The sequence below is a fragment of the Spirosoma lacussanchae genome, from assembly GCF_005870035.1.
Taxonomy (GTDB): Bacteria; Bacteroidota; Bacteroidia; order Cytophagales; family Spirosomataceae; genus Spirosoma; species Spirosoma lacussanchae.
In genome coordinates this window covers 593227-612797 of sequence record NZ_SWJG01000003.1, presented here as the reverse complement: position 1 = coordinate 612797, position 19571 = coordinate 593227, and the positions used below count along the sequence as shown (strand labels likewise).

Here is a 19571-nt window from a genome sequence, read left to right as displayed (position 1 = left end):
TTGGCATCCCCGCTTCTGCCCTGCGTTCTCCCGGCCTGCTTCGGCTGCAGAACCCTCCTGAGTACACGCTGCACCGATCGGGCAGGTGATTCGGCGACCTTTTCTTGTTGCTATCGCCCGGCCGCAGCAGCCGTATCAGCTGGTGTACTCTGTACGTGTGTATAGGCCTCCGGCCGATAGGCGCAAACCAGGCATCAGATCGAACCGATGGCGGGCGTGCAGAGCCGCCTAAACTAAACCTGCGCCCGAAAAGCGGTTTAGACGGTGAGTGCTTATCTTTGAGGGTAAATCGCGTTTCCATTTCACCATGAACGTCGGAACCGACACCTCTTCTGCATCACCATCACCATTGGCTCAACGCTGGCAACGGGCAGTGGGTATTCGACCCGACGAAGCCCGTACGGTTGGGCTTTTTTTTGTCCATAACTTTCTGCTGGGCATCGGCACCATCCTGATCTACGTAGCCGCCAATGCCATACTGCTCGAGAACCATCCGGAAACCAGCCTGCCTTTTGCGTACGTAGCGTCTGCGCTGGGTATGATCCTGGTGGGGCGACTCTATGCGTATTACGAACATCATCTCTTGTTGAGTACCCTGGCCATGCGGGTGCTGCTCTCGGTCGTTGTGATGACGGTAGTAGTGGGCGTTCTGGTTGAGGTAGGTCATTCGGTGGCGGCTGCGGTAGCCATCATGGTTGGGTACCGGATTATTTATCTGCTGACCAATCTGGAGTTCTGGGGGGTTTCGGCGGTGGTGTTCGATACCCGTCAGAGCAAGCGGCTGTTCAGCGTCATCAGCTCGGGCGACATGCCAGCCAAAGCCATCGGTGCTATTCTGGCTGCCCTGGTTCATGCCCACGAAGAAGTACTTCGGCTGCTGGTCGTCGCGCTGGCCGCGTTTGTCGCATCGCTCTACATTCTGCGGCTTACGGTCCGGTCGCATGAGGTTCATGCACCCCACCGCTCCAGTCGGGCCACCCGCCGGGAAGAGTCGCAGCTGATCGAGAAACGATTCGGGGGCAGTAAGCTGATCTTCTTCATGTGTCTGAGTCTGGCTACGCTGGCGGCTGTGGCTACCCAGGTCGAGTACAGCTTCTTTATTAATGTAAAGCACCGTTTTCATGACCAGACCGATGTAATCTACTACGTTAGTCTGGTGCTGGCGCTTACCTACGGGGTAGCGATGATCGTTAAGCTTCTGCTGTCGCGGCAGGCCCTCGACCGGTTTGGGGTACAGCGTTCGCTGCTCGTTCTGCCCTGGGTAGCGCTGGCCGGGCTGGGCGGACTGGTCGTTCTGAACATGATCACGACCGACGAAACAACCCGGCTGGTGTACTTCTGCGGCCTCTACCTGCTCTTCGAAGTAGTACGCCGATCGCTGTTCGACCCCGTTTTTCTGGTTTTGTTCCAGCCCCTGTCAGCTCCGCAGCGGCTCAAGGGCCATACGGTAGCCAAAGGGTTTTACGAGCCAATCGGTCTGGGGGTGGCGGGCTTCCTGATTTTTGCGCTCCACGCCCGCCCCGCCATCGAAGCGCTGATGCCCCTGGTCTGGATCGTGCTACTGGGCGTACTGGTATGGCTGCTCGACCAGACCTACAATCATTACCTGCACGAACTCAACGACGCCATTGGCCGACGGTTTCTCGAACGAGATCAGCTAGCCATGCCGGCTACGGCGTCGTCGGCGGTAACGGCCCGGCTACGCAGCAACAACCCCGACGATGTAACGGCGGCTATCGGCTGGCTCGATCAGCACAACCCCGACGAGCTGAGCCGACAGTTACCGACCTTGCTAACCCACCCCAGCCCATCGGTGCGGCAACGTACCCTGACAGTAGCCGCCCGCACCAACCAGCCCCTGCCGGTTGCGCCCGTTCGCCACATTGCCCTGACCGATTCCGACCCTGCTCTGCGCGAACAGGCCGCTTACCTGCTGGGCAGACGCATCAGTGCCGATCCGTCTGAGCTGGCCCCGCTCCTGAACCATACCGACATCACCATTCGGCAGGGCGCCATCCGGGGGGTACTGGAGCTGAACCCGCGCGATCCGGTGGGCGTCCGTAGCCTGACCGAGCTAACCAACGCGTCGGACCCGGGTCGGCAGCGAATGGCACTGGGCCTGATTGGCCGACTGCGCCTGACCGACTTCGCTCCTACCGTAACCCGCTACCTGACCCAGAGCCAGAACGGGCTGCTGAACGACGCCATGCTGGCCGCAGGTCAACTCACCGACCCGGACCTGGCTCGGCATCTGGTAGACCGGCTAACCAGTAAAACGGCCGGACGTGTTGCGGCCAACGCCCTGAAAGGCAGCCAGGCGGATGTGCTGCCGCTTTTGCAGGAAGCCTGGCGGAGCACGACCGACCCTGTACTGATTCAGCGTATAGCCATTATCTGCGGTACTATCCGCACCCCCCGGAGCCGTCAGTTTCTGAACGAGCTGGCCCGGCAGTCCGATCTGCGGGTGCGGGGGGCTGCGCTGCGGGCCCTCCGCCGTTTTCCCAACGAACCCGCCGACGATCAGGTCTTCCGGTCCCTGCTCCACGACGAACTGGCGCTGGCCCACCGAATCCTGCATGGCACCCTTACCGAAACGGACGACAGCCTGGTTCAGTCGCTGGACTATGAGCTGACCGTACTGCGGCAACGCCTGTTCGACGTGCTGACTCAGCTTTACGACTCCGAGACCATTGCCGGTGCCCGACTGGGGGTAGGCCACCCCGCCCGCGAACGCCGGGCCAACGCCCTCGAACTCCTCGACAACCTGATTCCGCGCAACGTTTACCAGACCCTGCAGGTACTGGTCGATGACCTGCAACGGGCCGAAAAGGTGCGTATTCTCGATGCTGAACTCGGCCCGTTCAAGGATGCTGAATCCATCCGTTCGTATATACTCCGAACCGGCGAAACTGTATTTTCGGCCTGGACGGTTGGGCTCGTGTTGCGCGCCATACCCGCCAGCCAGGCCGACGAAGCTCGTCAGCTGCTGAGCCGTACGTCTGTTCTGTCGCCTTTACTTATGAATCACTCGTCTACTTCTACCAGCCAGATTCCCGACTATGACCGGGTACTACTGCTGGCCAACACTAGCCTGTTTGCCCAAACGCCCGAAAACGTACTGGCCAGCATTACCCCGATCATGAAGGAAGAATCGTACCAGCCTGGCGATGTCATCTTCCAGAAAGGCGACCTCGGCACGGCTCTGTACGTCATCGACACGGGTGAGGTAAGCATTCTGGATGGCAACACCGAGCTGGCTCGTTTTGGCCGGGGCGATTTTTTCGGAGAGCTGGCGCTGCTCGATACCGAATCCCGATCAGCTACCGCCGAAGCGGTAGAAGAAGTCCGGCTGCTGCGGCTCGACCAGGACGATTTCTTTGACCTGATGGAAGAGCGGGGCGAGGTGCTGCGTAGCATCGTCAGGAGTTTGTCGGGACGAATTCGGCGGCAGAATGAGCTTCTGGCGGGTCGGCCCACGTCGGTATCTACCTAATCAACCGACTAACATATGTAAGCTCCGCTGGCCTATATCAGCCGTTGTACGGTTGGCGTTTGGTATCTATCTTGCCCACACTAAACCACCCACACGCCAAACCCTACCTGACCATGGATGAGGATGAAATCTCGTCGTCACTCCTTACGCTGCTGATTATCTGGCAGACAAGGCGATTTCTTGACACCAAAAATCGGCTTCCTCAATGGGACTGGTGGCTCAAGAATTACTGGTTTATCAACGTTGCCCTGATCGGTCTCAGCACCGTTACCGACGAGGACTTTCCGCTCCGCCTGATCTGGCTGATTGCCCTGGGCATGGTCGGCTACACGGTCCACCTGCTTAGCCCCAACCAGGCCGCCCGTACGGCCTTCCTGGCGGTGGCGCCGTTTATGTTCCTGATGTCCGTTTTCAAAGTCATCGAGGACTTGTTTCCGAAGTTTGCCAAAACGTACAGCAACTTCACCGACTCAACGGTCGGCTTTTCCCTGGTCTGGCTCGTTGCTTTCCTGATTGTGGCCAGTCGCCAGAAAAAGGCGCTGATCAAGCTGGAACAGGAACGCGAGATCGAAGCCGCCGAACGACGAAAAATTGAGGCCCGCAAGCAGGAACTCGAATACCTGGTGGCCCAGCGCACGGCCGAAATCACCAGCCAGAAAGAAGAGCTGGAACAGGCGCTGACCGAGCTGAAAGCGACCCAGAACCAGCTTATTCACAGCGAGAAAATGGCATCGCTGGGTGAGCTGACGGCCGGCATCGCACACGAGATCCAGAACCCCCTCAACTTCGTCAACAACTTCGCCGAGGTCTCCGTCGAGCTCATCGACGAGATCGCCGACGAACACCACAAACCAAACCCCGACCCCCAGCTCACCGACGAGCTGCTGACCGACCTGCGCCAGAACCTCCAGAAGATCAGCCAGCACGGCAGCCGGGCCTCCAGCATTGTCCGGGGTATGCTCCAGCACAGCCGGGCCTCCAGCGGCCAGCGCGAGCCAACCGATCTGAACGCGCTCTGCGAGGAGTACCTGCGGCTGGCCTACCACGGCCTGCGGGCCAAAGACAAAACATTCAACGCCAGTTTCAGCACTGAACTGGACGCCAGTCTCGGCCTCGTGACGGTTGTTCCCCAGGATCTGGGCCGGGTGCTGCTCAACCTCTACACCAACGCCTTCTACGCCGTTCAGAGCCGGCAGAAAACCGCCCAGGAGCAGGCTAGTTCGTACCAGCCTACCGTAACGGTTACGACCGAATGCATTGGTAACGAAGTGCGGATTCGGGTTCGGGACAACGGCGTTGGTATGCCGGAGTCGATTCTGTCCAAGATTTTCCAGCCGTTTTTTACCACCAAACCCACCGGCGAAGGAACCGGGCTGGGCCTGTCTCTCTCTTACGACATCATTACCAAGGGACACGGTGGTACCATAGAAGCCAGGAGCCGCGAAGGCGAAGGCACCGAGTTTATTATTGAACTACCCGCCTAGCTATATGCTCCTATGAGAAGACAATGGCTACTTGGTGTTACCTGCTTTCTGCTCCTGACCCTGGGCTATCGGGTGCGGGCGCAGGACTCGCTGATCAGGGTGCTCACCCGGCAGCTGGCGATTACCAAAACCGACACCGGTCGGGTTAACCGGCTGATCGATCTGGCCAATGCCTCAACCGACATCAATCGAGTGTCGGCCCTTCAATATAGCAACGAAGCTCTGGCGCTTGCGCGCGCTATCCGCTACAAGCCAGGCATCGCCATGGCGCAGTTTACGCTGGGTCGCGCCTATAGTAATCTCAATAACTACGACAGGGCGATGCAGTATCTGAACGCAGCCGGCGATGGTTTCAGCCAGTTGCAGGATAGTCTGGGCGTGGCCCGGGTCCAGAGCCGACTCGCCTGGGTAAGCATTCAGCGGGGCGACTATGCCACCGCCTTTGAGCTGGGCCAGCAGAGTCTGCACGTTGCCGAACAACGGAACGACCTGTTGCTGATCCGGCAGACGCATTCTCACCTGGGTTCCCTCCATATTCTGCTTGGCGATTACACCCTGGCCCTCGAGTTCCTGACAGCCGCCATGGATGAGCACGAGCGGGCTAACGACCTCGGAAGCGTATGCCGAACTCTGAACGCACTTGGCGAACTGTACCGGCTGAAGGGCGATCCGGAGAAAGCGCAGAACTATTACGACAAATCGATCAGGCTGGCCGAATCGCTCCAGAATCCACTACTGCGGGCGCAGGCCGAAAGTAATCTGGCGGCCGTAGAAACCGAGCAGGGGCAGCCCCTTCAGGCTATCCGAACCGCCCACCGGTCGCTTCGGGTGTTGCTGGCCGAAGGCGCCTACGAGGTGATTGCCTGGGCGCAAACGGTGATGGCCCGGGCGCAGCTGGACGCCAACCGGGCCGACAGTGCCGTGTATTACGGGCAGAAGAGCTGGAATCTCAGCCGGCAAATTGGTCATAAAGAAGTTATTCGGGATGCCAGCCAGGTACTGGCCCAATCGTACGCCCGACAAAATGACTACCGGCACGCTTACCAGTATCAGCAGACCTTCATTGCCTACAACGACACCCTGCTGGGCGCCCAGACCCGGCAGCAGCTAACCATTCTTCAGCAGAACGCCAAGGCAGCCGAACAGCAGGCCGCGGCCATTTTGCAGGCCGAAGAAGACCAACGGCAACAGCAACGGCTGATCGGGGCACTGATCGGGCTGGGACTACTGGGCGTTGTTGCCCTGGTTTTATGGCGTAGCAACCGCCAGCAGACCCGCACCAATGCCCAGCTCCGGCAGCAGCAGGCCGAACTGAAGGCCGCCCAGAACCAGCTCATCCAGCAGGAAAAGCTGGCGTCGCTGGGTGAGCTGACGGCCGGCATCGCCCACGAGATCCAGAACCCCCTCAACTTCGTCAACAACTTCGCCGAGGTCTCCGTCGAGCTCATCGACGAGATCGCCGACGAACACCACAAACCAAACCCCGACCCCCAGCTCACCGACGAGCTGCTGACCGACCTGCGCCAGAACCTCCAGAAGATCAGCCAGCACGGCAGCCGGGCCTCCAGCATTGTCCGGGGTATGCTCCAGCACAGCCGGGCCTCCAGCGGCCAGCGCGAGCCAACCGATCTGAACGCGCTCTGCGAGGAGTACCTGCGGCTGGCCTACCACGGCCTGCGGGCCAAAGACAAAACATTCAACGCCAGTTTTCAGGTTGATCCAGACCCAGCGCTGGGTCCGGTACAGGTGATGCCTCAGGATCTGGGCCGGGTGCTGCTCAACCTCTACACCAACGCCTTCTACGCCGTTCAGAGTCGGCAGAAAACCACGCCGACGGCTGGCTACCAACCCGAGGTGACGGCTCAGGTTCGACTGGAAAACGACCAGGCAGTTATCCGTATCCGCGACAACGGTACCGGAATTCCAGCTGCGCTGCTGTCCAAGATTTTCCAGCCGTTCTTTACCACCAAACCCACCGGCGAAGGAACCGGGCTGGGCCTGTCTCTGGCCTACGATATCATTACCAAAGGGCACGGCGGTACCCTGGACGTTGACAGCAAGGAAGGCCAGGGAACAACATTTACCCTTAAACTACCAGTCTGAAGGCACCACGCTGCCCACAAACCGCTTATCTTTGACTAACTCGATCTGCCATGAAAATATTAGTTGTTGACGACGAACCAGACGTAAAAGATTTGTTTGAGCAGCGGTTTCGACGCGAAGTTCGGAATGGTGAGTTTGAACTGGCCTTTGCCAACTCGGGCGAAGAAGCCATAACCTATTTATCGAGTAGACCTTCAGAAGTAGTACTGATTCTGTCGGACATCAACATGCCCGGCATGAGCGGTTTCGAGCTGTTACGGCATATCCGGACCGACTTCAACGCCCCGCCCCCGCCCGTTGTGATGATGATTACAGCCTATGGCGATCCCGAATCGCAGCAGCAGGCGGCTAAACTCGGGGCCAACGATTTCCTGACCAAGCCGCTCGACTTCACTGTACTTAAAGAAAAACTTCGCACCATTGCATGAAAGCGAAAATATTGGTGGTTGACGACGAGACCGATCTTGAACTTCTCATCAAACAGAAGTTTCGGCGTCAGATTCGTGAAAAACAGTACGAGTTTGTATTTGCCCACGATGGTAACGAAGCGCTGACGCTGATCGACCAGCAGCCCGATATCGATATGGTACTGACCGATATCAACATGCCCGGTATGGATGGGCTGACGCTACTGATCCGGCTCCACGAGACAAATCCAATGCTCAAAGCCGTTATCGTGTCGGCCTATGGCGACATGGATAACATTCGTACCGCCATGAACCGGGGGGCTTTTGATTTCGTAACCAAGCCGGTCAACTTCGAAGACCTCGAGGTAACGATGGAGAAAACCATGGCGTACATTGGTCAGCTCCGCCAGACCTTGCAGGCGATTAAAGAAAACAATATTCTGCGGATGTACGTCGACGAGTCGGTGCTGACGTTCATGAGCCGCGCCGAGTTCGAGACCTCGCTCTCGGCCAGCGAAACCGTAACGGCAACCGTCATGTTCATCGACATCTGCGGCTTTACGGCCATTGCCGAGCGCGAAACGGCCGATACCGTTGTCAAGCTGGTGAATCGGTATTTCGACGTGATGGTCAAGGAAATTATTGCGCAGGGCGGCCACGTCGACAAGTTCATGGGCGATGCCGTGATGGCCGTATTCCGGGGCGACTACCACCTCGACCGGGCCATCGAAGCCGCGTTGGGTGTCCGCGCGCAGATCGCTTCGCTGGAAGACAATCTGCCTCATCATACCAGCTACCACCCGCAGGTCGCTATCGGCATCAACACCGGCGAAATGGTTTCGGGGAATATCGGTTCAACGGCGCTCCGACGGCTCGACTACACCGTTATCGGCGATACCGTCAATACGGCCCAGCGTCTGCAGTCGGTGGCTCGGGCGGGGCAGATCGTCATCACCGAAGCCGCTCAGCAACAGGTAGCCGAGTCGTTCACCTGCGAGCCTCTCGGCGAAGCCACCCTCAAGAATAAAGCAGCCCCGGTTATGATTTACAATGTAATGGGCTAGACCGAGCCCGGCCAGGAGCGGGAAGAAGCGGGAACAAGCCAGCCTCTTCCCGCTTTTGTTTACTCTTCAGCCAGCGTGCGGGAGATGTTCATGCGGTAAACGCCCAGGGCGGGCAGAGCCGCAGCCAGCAGGCCGATCAGCAAGGCGACGCCCAGCAGGGTCCACTCTTCGGGCAGGATACCAAAAGCCGCCAGGTTGTAATGATATTCGGAGGATACACTGGTCGAGAAAAGCCATAAGCCAACCCGGCTCAGCAGTATACCCAGCCCAAAGCCAATCAGCGCCAGCACCAGCCCCTCGAGCAGGAGCATCATAAACAGTTGAACGCGGGTTGCGCCCATCGACAACATCAGCGCCATTTCGTATCGACGTTCTTTCAGCGAATTGTACAGCGATACGAACACGCTGATACCAGAAATCAGCATGATGACAATGGCCAGGCCCCGCAGCGTTTCGACGCCTACGCCGAGCAGGGAAAACAGCCGGTTCACCTCAATATTGGGCAGGGCCGCCTGGAGCTTAGAGTTCTGGTTGATACCCCGCGCCAGCATCATACCCAGCGGGTTCCGAAACTTGATAAGCATGCTCGTAATCTCGCGCGGCTCCTCGTCGTGCGCTTCGCCATCTTCGTGGACTTCGCCTTCGTGATGGTCCTCGTCATGGTGCTCCTCACCGGCTTCGTGGTGTTCATGGATAGCCCAGACGCTCGAAACGGGAGTCAGGATGAGCTGGTCCGTAACGGTATTGGTCCCGTTCAGGATGCCCACTACCTTATACTTCGAGTCGGCATGTTCTTCGCCCTCATCGTCCAGCCCATGCGAGCTGGCAAACGTATCGCCGAGTTTCAGCCCGGCCACTTCGGCCACCCTCGGCCCGATTACCACCTCCAGATCCTGTTTAAACAGTTGCCCCTGCGCCACGGTAGCACCAAAATGATCGAGGTATTTTTTGTTGGTACCCACAATCCGGAACGAGCGGTAATTATCGCCCATGGCCAGCGGAATAGCCGTCTTGATCATCGGGTTACGCGTCAGCCGTTCGGCCTCCGCGAGCGGAATGTTTCCCACCGGCGCATCGACCTGGTAAATGCTCGACAGGATCAGTTGCAACGGACTGCCCTTGGCGCCAATCACCATATCGATGCCGCGTATATTCCGCCGGAACTGATCGTCGAGCTGTTTATTCAGCAACAACAACAGCGAAATAATCGTGATCCCGAAGGTCATCAGCAGACCACTCAGAAAGCTGCTCAGGGGTTTGTCGGTAAGGTTACTCCAGCTGATTCGGAAAAGGTTCATGATTCGTCTGGTCAGGTTGTAGCGCTGGCTATGTATGGGCCCGCCAACCGGCTGGCCCGGCTTTTATTCACTCAGTTGATGCCGGATTGCCTGTAAAATAACGTCACCCCCCTGGGCCAGAATGTGCTCGGCCAGAGCATGTCCGAGCCGTTCGGCGTCGTGGGCCGGGCCGCTGTACGTTTCGCGCAGCATGTCCTCCCCGTCGAGGCTGATTAGTCCACCTGTGAGGCTCAGCGTCTCATCCGTGTAGGTAGCCAGGGCAAATACCGGAATGCTGCACCCGCCTTCGAGTCGGCGCAGGTAAGCCCGCTCTGCTTTCAGGGCAGCCTCGGTTGGTTCATGGTTAGTCAGTCGGCGGATGGCTTCCTGTTTCTCGATAGCCAGTGTGCTGGCCGCTTCGATGGCTACGCTTCCCTGACCAACGGCGGGCGTAAACTCAGCAACCGGCAGCTGTTCGGCAATCAGATCGTCGTACTGCATCCGGTGTACGCCCGCATAGGCCAGCAGCAGCGCGTCGCACTGACCTTCGTCGAGTTTACGCAGCCGGGTCTGGAGGTTACCCCGCATGTCGACCACCCGGATGTGCGGACAAAAATGGCGCAGCATTGCCACCCGCCGGGTCGACGAGGTACCGATCACAAACGGCTGTCCGCTGGTCAGCGACAGGGATGGATCACGGCTTACGAGGACATCGTTCACCTGTTCACGCTCCGTAAAAGCGATAATGCCCAGGTCAGCCGGCAGCGACGATTGCAGGTCTTTGGCGCTGTGTACGGCAATGTCGATCGTACCGGCCCGGAGCTGATCTTCTAGCTCCTGCGTAAAAACGCCTTTGCTGCCGATTTTAGCCAGCGACCGATCCAGTATCTGATCTCCTTTTGTCTCGATCAGGACCAGCTCGGACGTAAGTCCACCGGCCTGCAGTAAGGTCTGTATATAGTCCGCTTGCCACACGGCCAGGCGGCTGCTGCGGGTTCCAATTCGGATATGCATAATGCCGACAAAGATACGTCATTACAAGCCGAAAAACAGGCTTACTCCTGCGGCTTCCGTGCTGACGCTGTGTGGAATGTGAACCACAAAATCCCCACAAACCGCGACAATCCTTATACACCATTCGTTCACAATCCGTAACTGCCTTATTTGGCAAAACACGTGTTGATCGCGTCAAAAAGGCATATAATGGGCCAAAACGTGGCCAAATCCCTGACAGCCTGTCGGCTTTGGCGGGCTCAAACCGCTTAGGCACGGGGTTTGTTTATCAGATAGTATCTGAACAGTAAACAGCAACACCTATGAAAGCGATAGAAAATGTGTTTCAGGGTACGGGCGGACAGATTGATTTGCTTAATACCTTATATGGCGGTTCGAGTCAGACAACGATGCAGGTTGAGCGCGAAGACGAACGGCTGGTGATTACGTTATCAGCTCCCGGTGTGCGCGCCAATGCGTTCAACGTGCTGGTCGAAGGCAGTAAACTCGTGCTGTATACCCTGCTGGTCAATACCTCGGTTACGCAGGATGAAGAAGGCGGCTCGCAGCGGCTGGCAGTACCCATGTTTCTGCGGGTGCTGGACATCCCGTCTTTCGTTGACGCCGACCAGATCGAAGCCATTCACGAACATGGTCAGGTACTGATTATGCTGCCCTTCAAAGACGAAGAGCACCTCCATAGCCGGATCGACATCAAAGATCTTTTCTAGTGAATCAATCCATCCGGGACCTGTTTGCGTCCTGTAGCCTATAGATGCGTACCCTGGTCGCTTTTACGAAAGCGACCTTTTTTTATGCTCTTGTTTTCAGTATCGCCCCCTAAGGTAGTCGAGTCGGCCTGCCTGTTCGCCTGGCCCAGATGCTATTCCAAAGAGAAAGCCTGGCAGGTATCAGGGCACTGGCAGGTGTCAGGGCATGGGTTTAAGCCCTTCCCACTTCACTGTCCAGCGGCCGTTTTTGGGAAATCCCGGTGCAGGGATGGTGTTGCCATCGTAGCCAGCACACATCAGCGCTACGGCCGCCAGCAAACCACCGTTGCCGGGCAGATAGAGCGTAAGTCGTTTGTCCTGATAGTTATGGCCGTTGACCAGATATGTGTTTTTCGTTACGTCTTTAAACAGGGCGTCCAGTGAGCGGTCGGGCTGCCCCAGCCGGGTAGCTGTCATGGCCACCATCGGAAAATCCCAGCCCCAGGTATGATCCCAGTGCCAGACCCGCTCAACGGTATCGTAGGTACGCTGCATCACTGCCCGGTCGACCAGGCCGTTGGCGGGCAGGGTACTCAGCGCAGCCAGCACAGCCGGATGGTCGATGGTATAGCGGCTGTCGGGCGAGTAAGAATCCGCCACGTTCTCGGCAGCCTGGTATACGCCGTCCTGCTGTGTTAAGGGAGCCAGCCCGTCAATGACCCGCTGCCAGTCCGAATTGGGCAGCAGGTTGAGCCGGGTACGCCAGCGCTGGGCTGCCTGCAGGCCCCATCTCCAGTAGGCCAGTTCGTAGGGCGAGTTAACCGTTTGGGCCGGGTCGAAACATTCCTGCGCCGGAATAATACCCTTCCCAAGATCATAACGACCCGTTTTAGGGTTCAGGCTCGCGAACGAAGCCATGAAGTCGGCGGTTGCAAAAATCACGGCCCGGTATTTCTCCAGAACGGCTTTTGATGGCTGGTTTCGGTAAATCAGTTCGGCCAGGTAGATCGGATGTGGCTGTTGCCAGATCAGGAAAGACCCTACCGATGACGCCGTTTCGCCCCCGTCCGGGTCAGTCATCTTTTGCCAGCGAACGCCCCGGTACCCCTGCCGACGAGCTATCTCCCGGGCCCCAGCCAGCGCCCGCTTGTACCAGCCCATACTTTGGGCAAGCAGATCGGTGCGGCCCCACAGGGCGAAATGGGCCGAATGCCACCAGTACATTTCCATGTGGGGCCTACCGTACCAGCTGTTATAGGTCAGACCCGTTTCCTGCGGGGGCGAGTCGCCGGCGCATTGTACGCGGGTCAGGTACTGCGACAGCACAACGCGCCGTTCGAGTTCGGCAGCTCGCGGGTCGGTGCTGCCCGCCAGATCAATGGCACCACCCGACCGCCAGAACCGCTCCCAGCCCAGTCGGCTGCTGGCTTGTACATCGGCAAACGTGGGTAATCGACCAGGTGACGACTGCGCCGAAAACTGCACCACGGCTTCAAAAGCCGACGCTCCTGAAAGCTCTATCCTGAAATCATGGTCAGCAGCCGCCCGCACTGGCGCAGGCTGGCTCAACCGGGCCGTCACAAAATAACTATCCTGATCAAGCTGACGATGAAACCGTACCGACGCAGGCCCCAGGCGCTCCAGCCGGGTCTGATGCGCCGATGCGCTGGCGTAGTGAGTCCCTACGTCAGTGAATGCATTGGTCGGGTACGGAAACCGAAGCCGGAGCGAGATCCGTCGCTGCCGAAGCAGGTCCGATACAACCCGCACGGCTACGATATCCTGCCCGGCATGGGCGCAAGTGGTCACGCTGACGGGAGTGTCTTCAATGGTAAACGTACTGTTGATGGTACCTGTCCACAGATCTAGTTGTTGCCGAACATCTTTCAGGTCAGTCAGTTGAACCACTTGTCCGTCTTTTTTCAGAATAACGAAGCCCAGATTACCCAACTGAAGCCGGTGCGGATTCTGCCGGAAGTAGTCGGCGGCCTGCTGATGGCGCCCCGCCTGCCGCCACTGCACAGCATATGGACGTGGCGTGCCGTTGACATCGACCGATTGCAGCGTCTCGGCAAACTGATATCTGGCGGGGTTAGGAAAGCGGTGCCACCCCCATTCGGACTGAGTGCCCAGCGGAATACCACGGGCATACTGCTCGGGAAACGATTGCAGGCCAGTAGCATCTACCGTAAATCCGAACCGACCGTTGCCCACCGTTAGCGACCCGAGGGTGTCGGGTTGGGTGATTGTCACCCGATGCCGATCGACCACTGCCCGCCGGTCTATCGGCTGAGCCTCGCCCTTACCGATGTTTAGTAGCACGAGCAGCACCCCTGATCCGAGCAAAGCCCGCCCGTATGGTTTTGATATCAATAGCATGCGATCCGTGGCGCATCCCGTTTTCCGAATCTTCTAACAGAGATCGATCTATCTGCCGATTGGGGGATAGCCATAGATAAAGTAGGGTTCCGGCGCATCTACTTGCGTCCCGGCAAGGCCGGGCTATATAAACACAAAAGCCGCTGACATCAGCGGCTCTGTTTATTTCTTACCCTTTCGGGAGGTACGGGGGCTGGGTCCAGAACACCCCCATATCGTATTGACAATCAACTATCTATACAAAATAAAGGTTTCGTGAATTTAACTTCCCTACATTATTGTCTGAGTGTAGTTCCTGAAAAGTTTCGCGCCTTCATTTTGCATCTTTATTTCACCGTAACCCTGCTTACTGCCAAAGCGGTTCATTCTCCCAACCAGATTCAAAACCCATTGCATTTTTATCCACCTCTGGGTAGTTGTGAAATAGAGCAGCCAGTTTCTGCAAAAAACGATGATTGGGATTAACCGTTGACAACAAGAAAAGAATCATAGATAAGGCAAAATACGTCCGATTATTAATGACCAACTTGTTAGCTAGCCAAGGCTTACGTGGGCTTTTCGGAATACGGGGCTGGATACTCATTACCCGATTCCACAGCCTACCATGATGGGCACATACGTTCCGTAAATAAACTATACAATGAAGCCAAGACCCAAACGTACCATCGTCAAGCCCAAAATAGCTTGCGATTTGTCTCTTCTCTATAGTTGTGTTCAAATTCTTGTATAACATAGATAGCGAACCGAATGAAGCAACTTCCAACATCATCCAGCTTGGCGGTAACGGATCATTATATTTTTGCCGGAACGCTTTTATAAATTGTTCATCGCTACGACTATATTCGGCTCTCAGACTACTAATGGTTTTTGTGTGGCTGGCCGCATCTGTAAACAAAGTTGTATCTGTAAACCAAAATGGACCAAAACGATGCGAAAGCACATAGATCATGTGTGCTCGTATAGCCACTTCTATTTTTTCCAACTCGGCCAGCATTAGTTTTCGTAGCTCCCGGTCAAAGCAATACAACCGAAAACCTGTTTCAACAGTAGACCCCGGCTTGAATTGGTGTATTTGCTTATCACCCAAAAGAGGATACCAATAGCCGCTCAGTCGGTAATAGCTAACCTGAGCTAACAAATGAAGGGCTCTAACGTCGTCCTGAACGATTAAACCTCTTGCCTTAAGTTGATTAAGTTGATCCTGATAAGTGAGAGCAGACTTGCGATAAGGGACTTTACTCATGCCCTAAAAATAGAAAGCTCACCCTAAGCGCGCTGTTCTAACGGGAAGCGGGGTGAGCATGTTGGTACAAACTTAACAAATATATCACCATTGGCGAAAGACTATATCTGTTTTATTCAATGGCCTCAATGGATAGTACTACAGAGCCCCAAACGAAATATCATTAGCCTCAAACTTCAGTTGGGCGTTGGCGAAGCTGACACAGTCTTCGCCAATTCATTTAAATCGGTGTTTTTCTCTAAGAAAGCTGAAGGCTTTTTTGCCCAACTCCTGACCTTCATATAATGCGTGTATATAGTGAGTCGCGACAGCTCAAAATAAAGCAAGGTACAAAAGTAAGCGACCCTGTGTCGGTACACCTATATAAACACAAAAGCCGCTGATGTCGGCGGCTTTTGTGTTTCTTACCCTTTCGGGAGGTACCAGGAGCGGGAGTCGAACCCGCACGGGCTTGTGGCCCACAGGATTTTCGTACCAGCTACAGCTTTCGCTGCTCGTTGCCATTTGCAACGATTTGTGGTCTGGACTTTCTCTTCACCCTATCTTGCCAGAAGCAAAACGTAGGTGCCGCCTATTAAGTCTCTACACCTTCCTCACCAGCTTTCGCGGGCGGGCTTGGCTCGGGATTGCCAATCAATTACCTGATAAGGTTTCCCCGAATTTAAGCGGTTCTACATCGGTCGTTTCCAACCGCGCACTCAACTTTTTGATGTTCTTCGCTCGATAATTGTCGGTGAGAGCATGGCAATTAGGACACAACAACTCGATATTATTCAGCGAGTTATCTGTTTTTACTCCATTTCTATGATGTAATTCCAAAGGAATAGGAGCTGCCTTCCATTCTGATAAACCACATGATTCACAACGATGCTTCTTATACCCCTCTCTTAAAAGTCTCTTTTTTATTTTATGAGACTGGTAGGTTAAGTGAGACCCACTAAAAATAGCACTCATTGGAATTGAATCCTTTGGTGGCTTTTTCGCAAACCTATTCCTGACTGGTTAGCCTTAAAACAATTAAGACGCTTTGCATGAAAACAAAGTGTTTTGTAATTCATACCAAGCGCTATGGCTGCTTTAGCCATACTTCCAGATTCAGAGCAAACATCGATTATCCTCTTCTCGAAAGAAGAATCAAAGACATAACGAGCCATGCGATTAAGAGTATTTCACTCTTAATTACGACAATAAAACGAAAAATATCAAAGAACTAAGTCCGGCGTGTCTACCAATTCCACCATCCCGGCATTTACGAAAAAAAGCACCGTTGGTCGGTGCCTTTTTCGTGGAGCGAAAGACGGGGTTCGAACCCGCGACCTCGACCTTGGCAAGGTCGCGCTCTACCAGCTGAGCTACTTTCGCGTATTATAATTTTGCAACCCCCAGTATGTCGGCGAATTGTGGATGCAAAATTAGCGCTATTTCGACGCTTGTCAAGCCTTAGACCCAAAAAAATTTACATTTACTTCACGTCGATCGGGACGAAAAACTGATTACGAATGGGTTAGGGCGATCAGAAGAATAAAAAAACTGTTCAGACACACGCCCGATGTCCACATCATACGCATCGTGTGGCGGTAATCGGCTAGGCCGGGGTTATGCCACACCCGCCAGAACCAGCGCAGGAAGTACAGTACGGCGGGCAACAGAAACACCAGGTAGAGCCAAAAGTAGTAGCTACCCTGAAAATAGACATAAAAGGCTAGTAACGACAGACCATACATCACCACGGCGCAGATAAAGGTGCCCCGAACGCCGAGCAGCAGGCTGAGCGTCCGGTCGCCCCGACGAGCGTCTTCGCTATGCTGGTAGACCTGCGTAACTGGATACAGCGCCATCAGATTCAAAACGCCCAGCAATCCGCCCAGCAACAGTCGGGGTTCCAGTACCGCCGACAGCGGCAGGTTATTGATCGACACATAGGTCATGACATAGGTAATCCCGCCCTGCAACCCGCTGATGAGTAACCAGCTAAAGATCGGGTACTTTTTGAGCCGGATGCGGTCGTGGCTATATGCTTTGGTGATAAAGCCGTAGACAAGCAGGTAGACGACAAAGGCCCAGTTGACAAAAGCACCCAGAATCAACGCAACGATGTCGAGCACCCATGAGAGCCAGTACAGGCTGCTGGTAACGGGCGGGGGCGATTCAAGTCCGCCAATGGGCCCTTCATCTTTATCGAAATAGCTGTTATAAGCGTTGCTGGCCGGGTACAGCAGCAGATGAATGACCAGGCCTACGGCAACGATACGACCCAGGTGGAGGGTGGGCGACTGACTGACGGCGAACCAGAAGATGGGCAGCAGAAAAAACGAGAAAGGTACCCGCAGGTGCAGCCATAGGGTTCGGGCGTTCATGGTGTTTTGGTTAAAGTGCGCTCAATTTAAAGAACTTTCAGCTCAACGCGCAGTTATACGAGAACCCAGTTTTGTTCATACGTTTAGTCTCCGTGCTGGCGGAGCACCCACTCTATGAGACAGCATCGCAGCGGCTATATCAATAGCATCGGCACCGCCGTACCCGCCTATTCATCGACCCAACAGAAAGCGGCTGAGTTTATGGCCGATGTGCTGCAACTCGACGAGCGCGACAGCCGACGCCTTATGGCGCTTTATCGCCATACGCGTATCGACCAGCGCCATACCGTACTGGCCGATTACGTTCGGCCCAAAGACGAGTTTACCTTTTATGCCAACACGCCCGGTATGGAACCGTTTCCGACGGTAAGCCAGCGGATGGGCGTATATCGGCAGGAGGCTGTTCCCCTGGCTCTGAAAGCCATTCGGGACTGCTTCGCCAACTATGCCGACTTCGATCCGCAGACCATTACGCACCTGATCACGGTCAGCTGTACGGGGCTATACGCACCGGGACCCGATATCGAGATCATCGAAGCGCTGGGCCTGCCGAATACCACCCAGCGGCTCGCCATCAATTTCATGGGCTGTTACGGGGCCTTTAACGGCTTGAAAGCAGCCGATGCCATTGTCCGATCCGATGCCGACGCGCGGGTGCTGGTGGTGTGTGTAGAGCTGTGTACCATTCACTTCCAGAAAAAAACAGAAACCGACCATCTGCTTTCTAACGCGCTCTTTGCCGACGGGTCGGCGGCTGTGCTGGTTGAGAGCCGGCCCCGGCCCGAGCAGTCGTTCCGGCTGCGGTCGTTCTACTGCGACCTGCTCCCCGAAGGGAAACACGCAATGGCCTGGCATGTGAGCGACTTCGGCTTTGAGATGACGCTCACCGCCGAAGTACCGACGTTTATACAGCAGGGGATTGGTCAGCTGATGGAGCGCCTGCTCGACCAGTGTGGCCTTACCCTCGATGACATTGGGCATTACGCGCTCCATCCCGGCGGCCGGCGGATTCTGGAAGTTATCGAAGGTCAACTCGGCATAACCCCTTTCGACAACCGCCACGCCTACGAGGTGCTGCGTCAGAACGGGAATATGTCGTCGGCTACGGTTCTATTTGTGCTGAAAGAGGTATGGAACAAGTTGCAGCGCCGGCAGCTGACCGAACCGACATCGGCCGAGGAGACGGAACCTACGCTATCTCAGCCCGATAATATACTGAGTTGTGCGTTTGGCCCTGGTCTAACCCTCGAAGCGATGGTGCTGGAAGTGGTTATGGACGCACCGGTCTACGCTACGACAGCACCTTCCAGCGCATCAGCCCGAGTTTTGTGAGCATATAGAAGAGCGAGGTGCGCAGTACTCCCAAGCCATAGATCGATGAGCGCCGGAAATTGATGGACGATGCTTCTTCGAAATATTTGGTGGGGCATGTCACCTCACCAATATCGAAGCCTTTGTAGAAAATCTGCGCAATCATCTCATTGTCGAAGATGAAGTCGTCGGAGTTATGGGTGAAGTCGAGGCTGCGCAATACCTCACCCGAAAACGCCCGGTAGCCGGTGTGATACTCCGACAGTTTCTGATTCATGAGCAGGTTCTGCGTAAACGTCAGAAAGCGATTGGCAATGTATTTATACATGGGCATTCCGCCCTTGAGAGCCCCTTTACCCAAAATTCGGGAGCCAAACACAACCGGGTAAAGCCCATTGCCAATGATGGTGATCATAGCGGGCAGCAAGAGGGGCGTATACTGGTAATCAGGGTGCAGCATAATAACGATGTCGGCTCCCAGTTCAAGTGCCTGCGCATAACAGGTTTTCTGGTTACCACCATAGCCTTTGTTCCGATCATGTCGGATAACATGCCGGATTCCCAACTGGCGGGCAACCTCAACGGTATTATCCGGACTGGCGTCATCAACCAGAATGACGTCATCAACCAGATCGAATGGAATTTCACGGTAGGTACGCTCCAGCGTGAGGGCAGCCCGGTAGGCGGGCATCACTACAACGACTTTTTTACTATTAAACATGGGTCAAAACTAAGGCCTAAGACTCACTA

Annotated in this window: 13 protein-coding genes and 1 tRNA gene; 7 read left to right on the top strand and 7 right to left on the bottom strand. The window is 55.7% G+C overall.

Annotation, left to right across the window (positions count from 1 at the left end; translation table 11 throughout):
* The first annotated feature begins 307 nt into the window (after window positions 1-307).
* The 5 genes from FBR45_RS15765 (at window position 308) to FBR45_RS15745 (ending at window position 8551) form a co-directional block, all read left to right on the top strand.
* On the top strand, window positions 308-3493 hold the full coding sequence (locus FBR45_RS15765; protein WP_138503935.1) for a cyclic nucleotide-binding domain-containing protein: 3186 nt from the start codon (window positions 308-310) through the stop codon (window positions 3491-3493).
* Window positions 3494-3606: 113 nt separating this feature from the next.
* Entirely contained in the window at window positions 3607-4977 is a 1371-nt protein-coding gene (locus tag FBR45_RS15760) for an ATP-binding protein (protein WP_138504054.1), read from the top strand.
* Window positions 4978-4989: 12 nt separating this feature from the next.
* Window positions 4990-7080, top strand: a complete 2091-nt coding sequence (locus FBR45_RS15755; RefSeq protein ID WP_138503933.1) for a tetratricopeptide repeat-containing sensor histidine kinase — start codon at window positions 4990-4992, stop codon at window positions 7078-7080.
* A 50-nt stretch (window positions 7081-7130) separates the two neighbouring features.
* A complete protein-coding gene (locus FBR45_RS15750) occupies window positions 7131-7508 on the top strand; it encodes a response regulator (RefSeq protein WP_138503931.1) in 378 nt (125 codons plus the stop codon).
* Window positions 7505-8551: an adenylate/guanylate cyclase domain-containing protein gene (locus tag FBR45_RS15745; RefSeq protein ID WP_138503929.1), complete on the top strand. Its 1047-nt coding sequence runs from the start codon at window positions 7505-7507 to the stop codon at window positions 8549-8551. The genes FBR45_RS15750 and FBR45_RS15745 overlap by 4 nt, the downstream gene beginning before the upstream one ends.
* Window positions 8552-8610: 59 nt before the next feature.
* On the opposite strand, the gene FBR45_RS15740 is transcribed toward FBR45_RS15745, so the two are convergent.
* On the bottom strand, window positions 8611-9849 hold the full coding sequence (locus tag FBR45_RS15740) for an ABC transporter permease (RefSeq protein ID WP_138503928.1): 1239 nt from the start codon (window positions 9847-9849) through the stop codon (window positions 8611-8613).
* Window positions 9850-9912: 63 nt separating this feature from the next.
* Window positions 9913-10842 (bottom strand): hydroxymethylbilane synthase, encoded by a 930-nt coding sequence (gene hemC / locus FBR45_RS15735; protein ID WP_138503926.1) that lies wholly within the window; start codon window positions 10840-10842, stop codon window positions 9913-9915.
* A gap of 302 nt (window positions 10843-11144) precedes the next feature.
* Between hemC and FBR45_RS15730 the strand changes: the two genes are divergently transcribed.
* Window positions 11145-11552, top strand: a complete 408-nt coding sequence (locus FBR45_RS15730) for an Hsp20 family protein (protein ID WP_138503924.1) — start codon at window positions 11145-11147, stop codon at window positions 11550-11552.
* Window positions 11553-11750: 198 nt separating this feature from the next.
* Here FBR45_RS15730 and FBR45_RS15725 read toward each other — a convergent pair whose 3' ends face one another.
* From FBR45_RS15725 to FBR45_RS15710, 4 genes are all read right to left on the bottom strand, one after another.
* Window positions 11751-13910, bottom strand: a complete 2160-nt coding sequence (locus FBR45_RS15725; protein ID WP_138503923.1) for a hypothetical protein — start codon at window positions 13908-13910, stop codon at window positions 11751-11753.
* 346 nt (window positions 13911-14256) lie between these two features.
* Complete coding sequence (locus FBR45_RS15720; RefSeq protein WP_138503920.1) at window positions 14257-15153, bottom strand: Abi family protein; 897 nt, start codon at window positions 15151-15153, stop codon at window positions 14257-14259.
* Between the two features lie 1286 nt (window positions 15154-16439).
* Window positions 16440-16515: transfer RNA gene (locus tag FBR45_RS15715), tRNA-Gly, on the bottom strand.
* Window positions 16516-16646: 131 nt separating this feature from the next.
* Window positions 16647-17510, bottom strand: coding sequence for a UbiA family prenyltransferase (locus tag FBR45_RS15710; protein WP_138503918.1), 864 nt, complete (start codon window positions 17508-17510; stop codon window positions 16647-16649).
* Between the two features lie 114 nt (window positions 17511-17624).
* Here FBR45_RS15710 and FBR45_RS15705 point away from each other — a divergent pair, with 114 nt between their 5' ends.
* On the top strand, window positions 17625-18842 hold the full coding sequence (locus tag FBR45_RS15705; protein WP_138503916.1) for a type III polyketide synthase: 1218 nt from the start codon (window positions 17625-17627) through the stop codon (window positions 18840-18842).
* Here FBR45_RS15705 and FBR45_RS15700 read toward each other — a convergent pair.
* Window positions 18802-19542: a glycosyltransferase family 2 protein gene (locus tag FBR45_RS15700; RefSeq protein ID WP_138503914.1), complete on the bottom strand. Its 741-nt coding sequence runs from the start codon at window positions 19540-19542 to the stop codon at window positions 18802-18804. The two genes, FBR45_RS15705 and FBR45_RS15700, sit on opposite strands and share 41 nt — an antisense overlap.
* Between the last annotated feature and the right edge of the window lie 29 nt (window positions 19543-19571).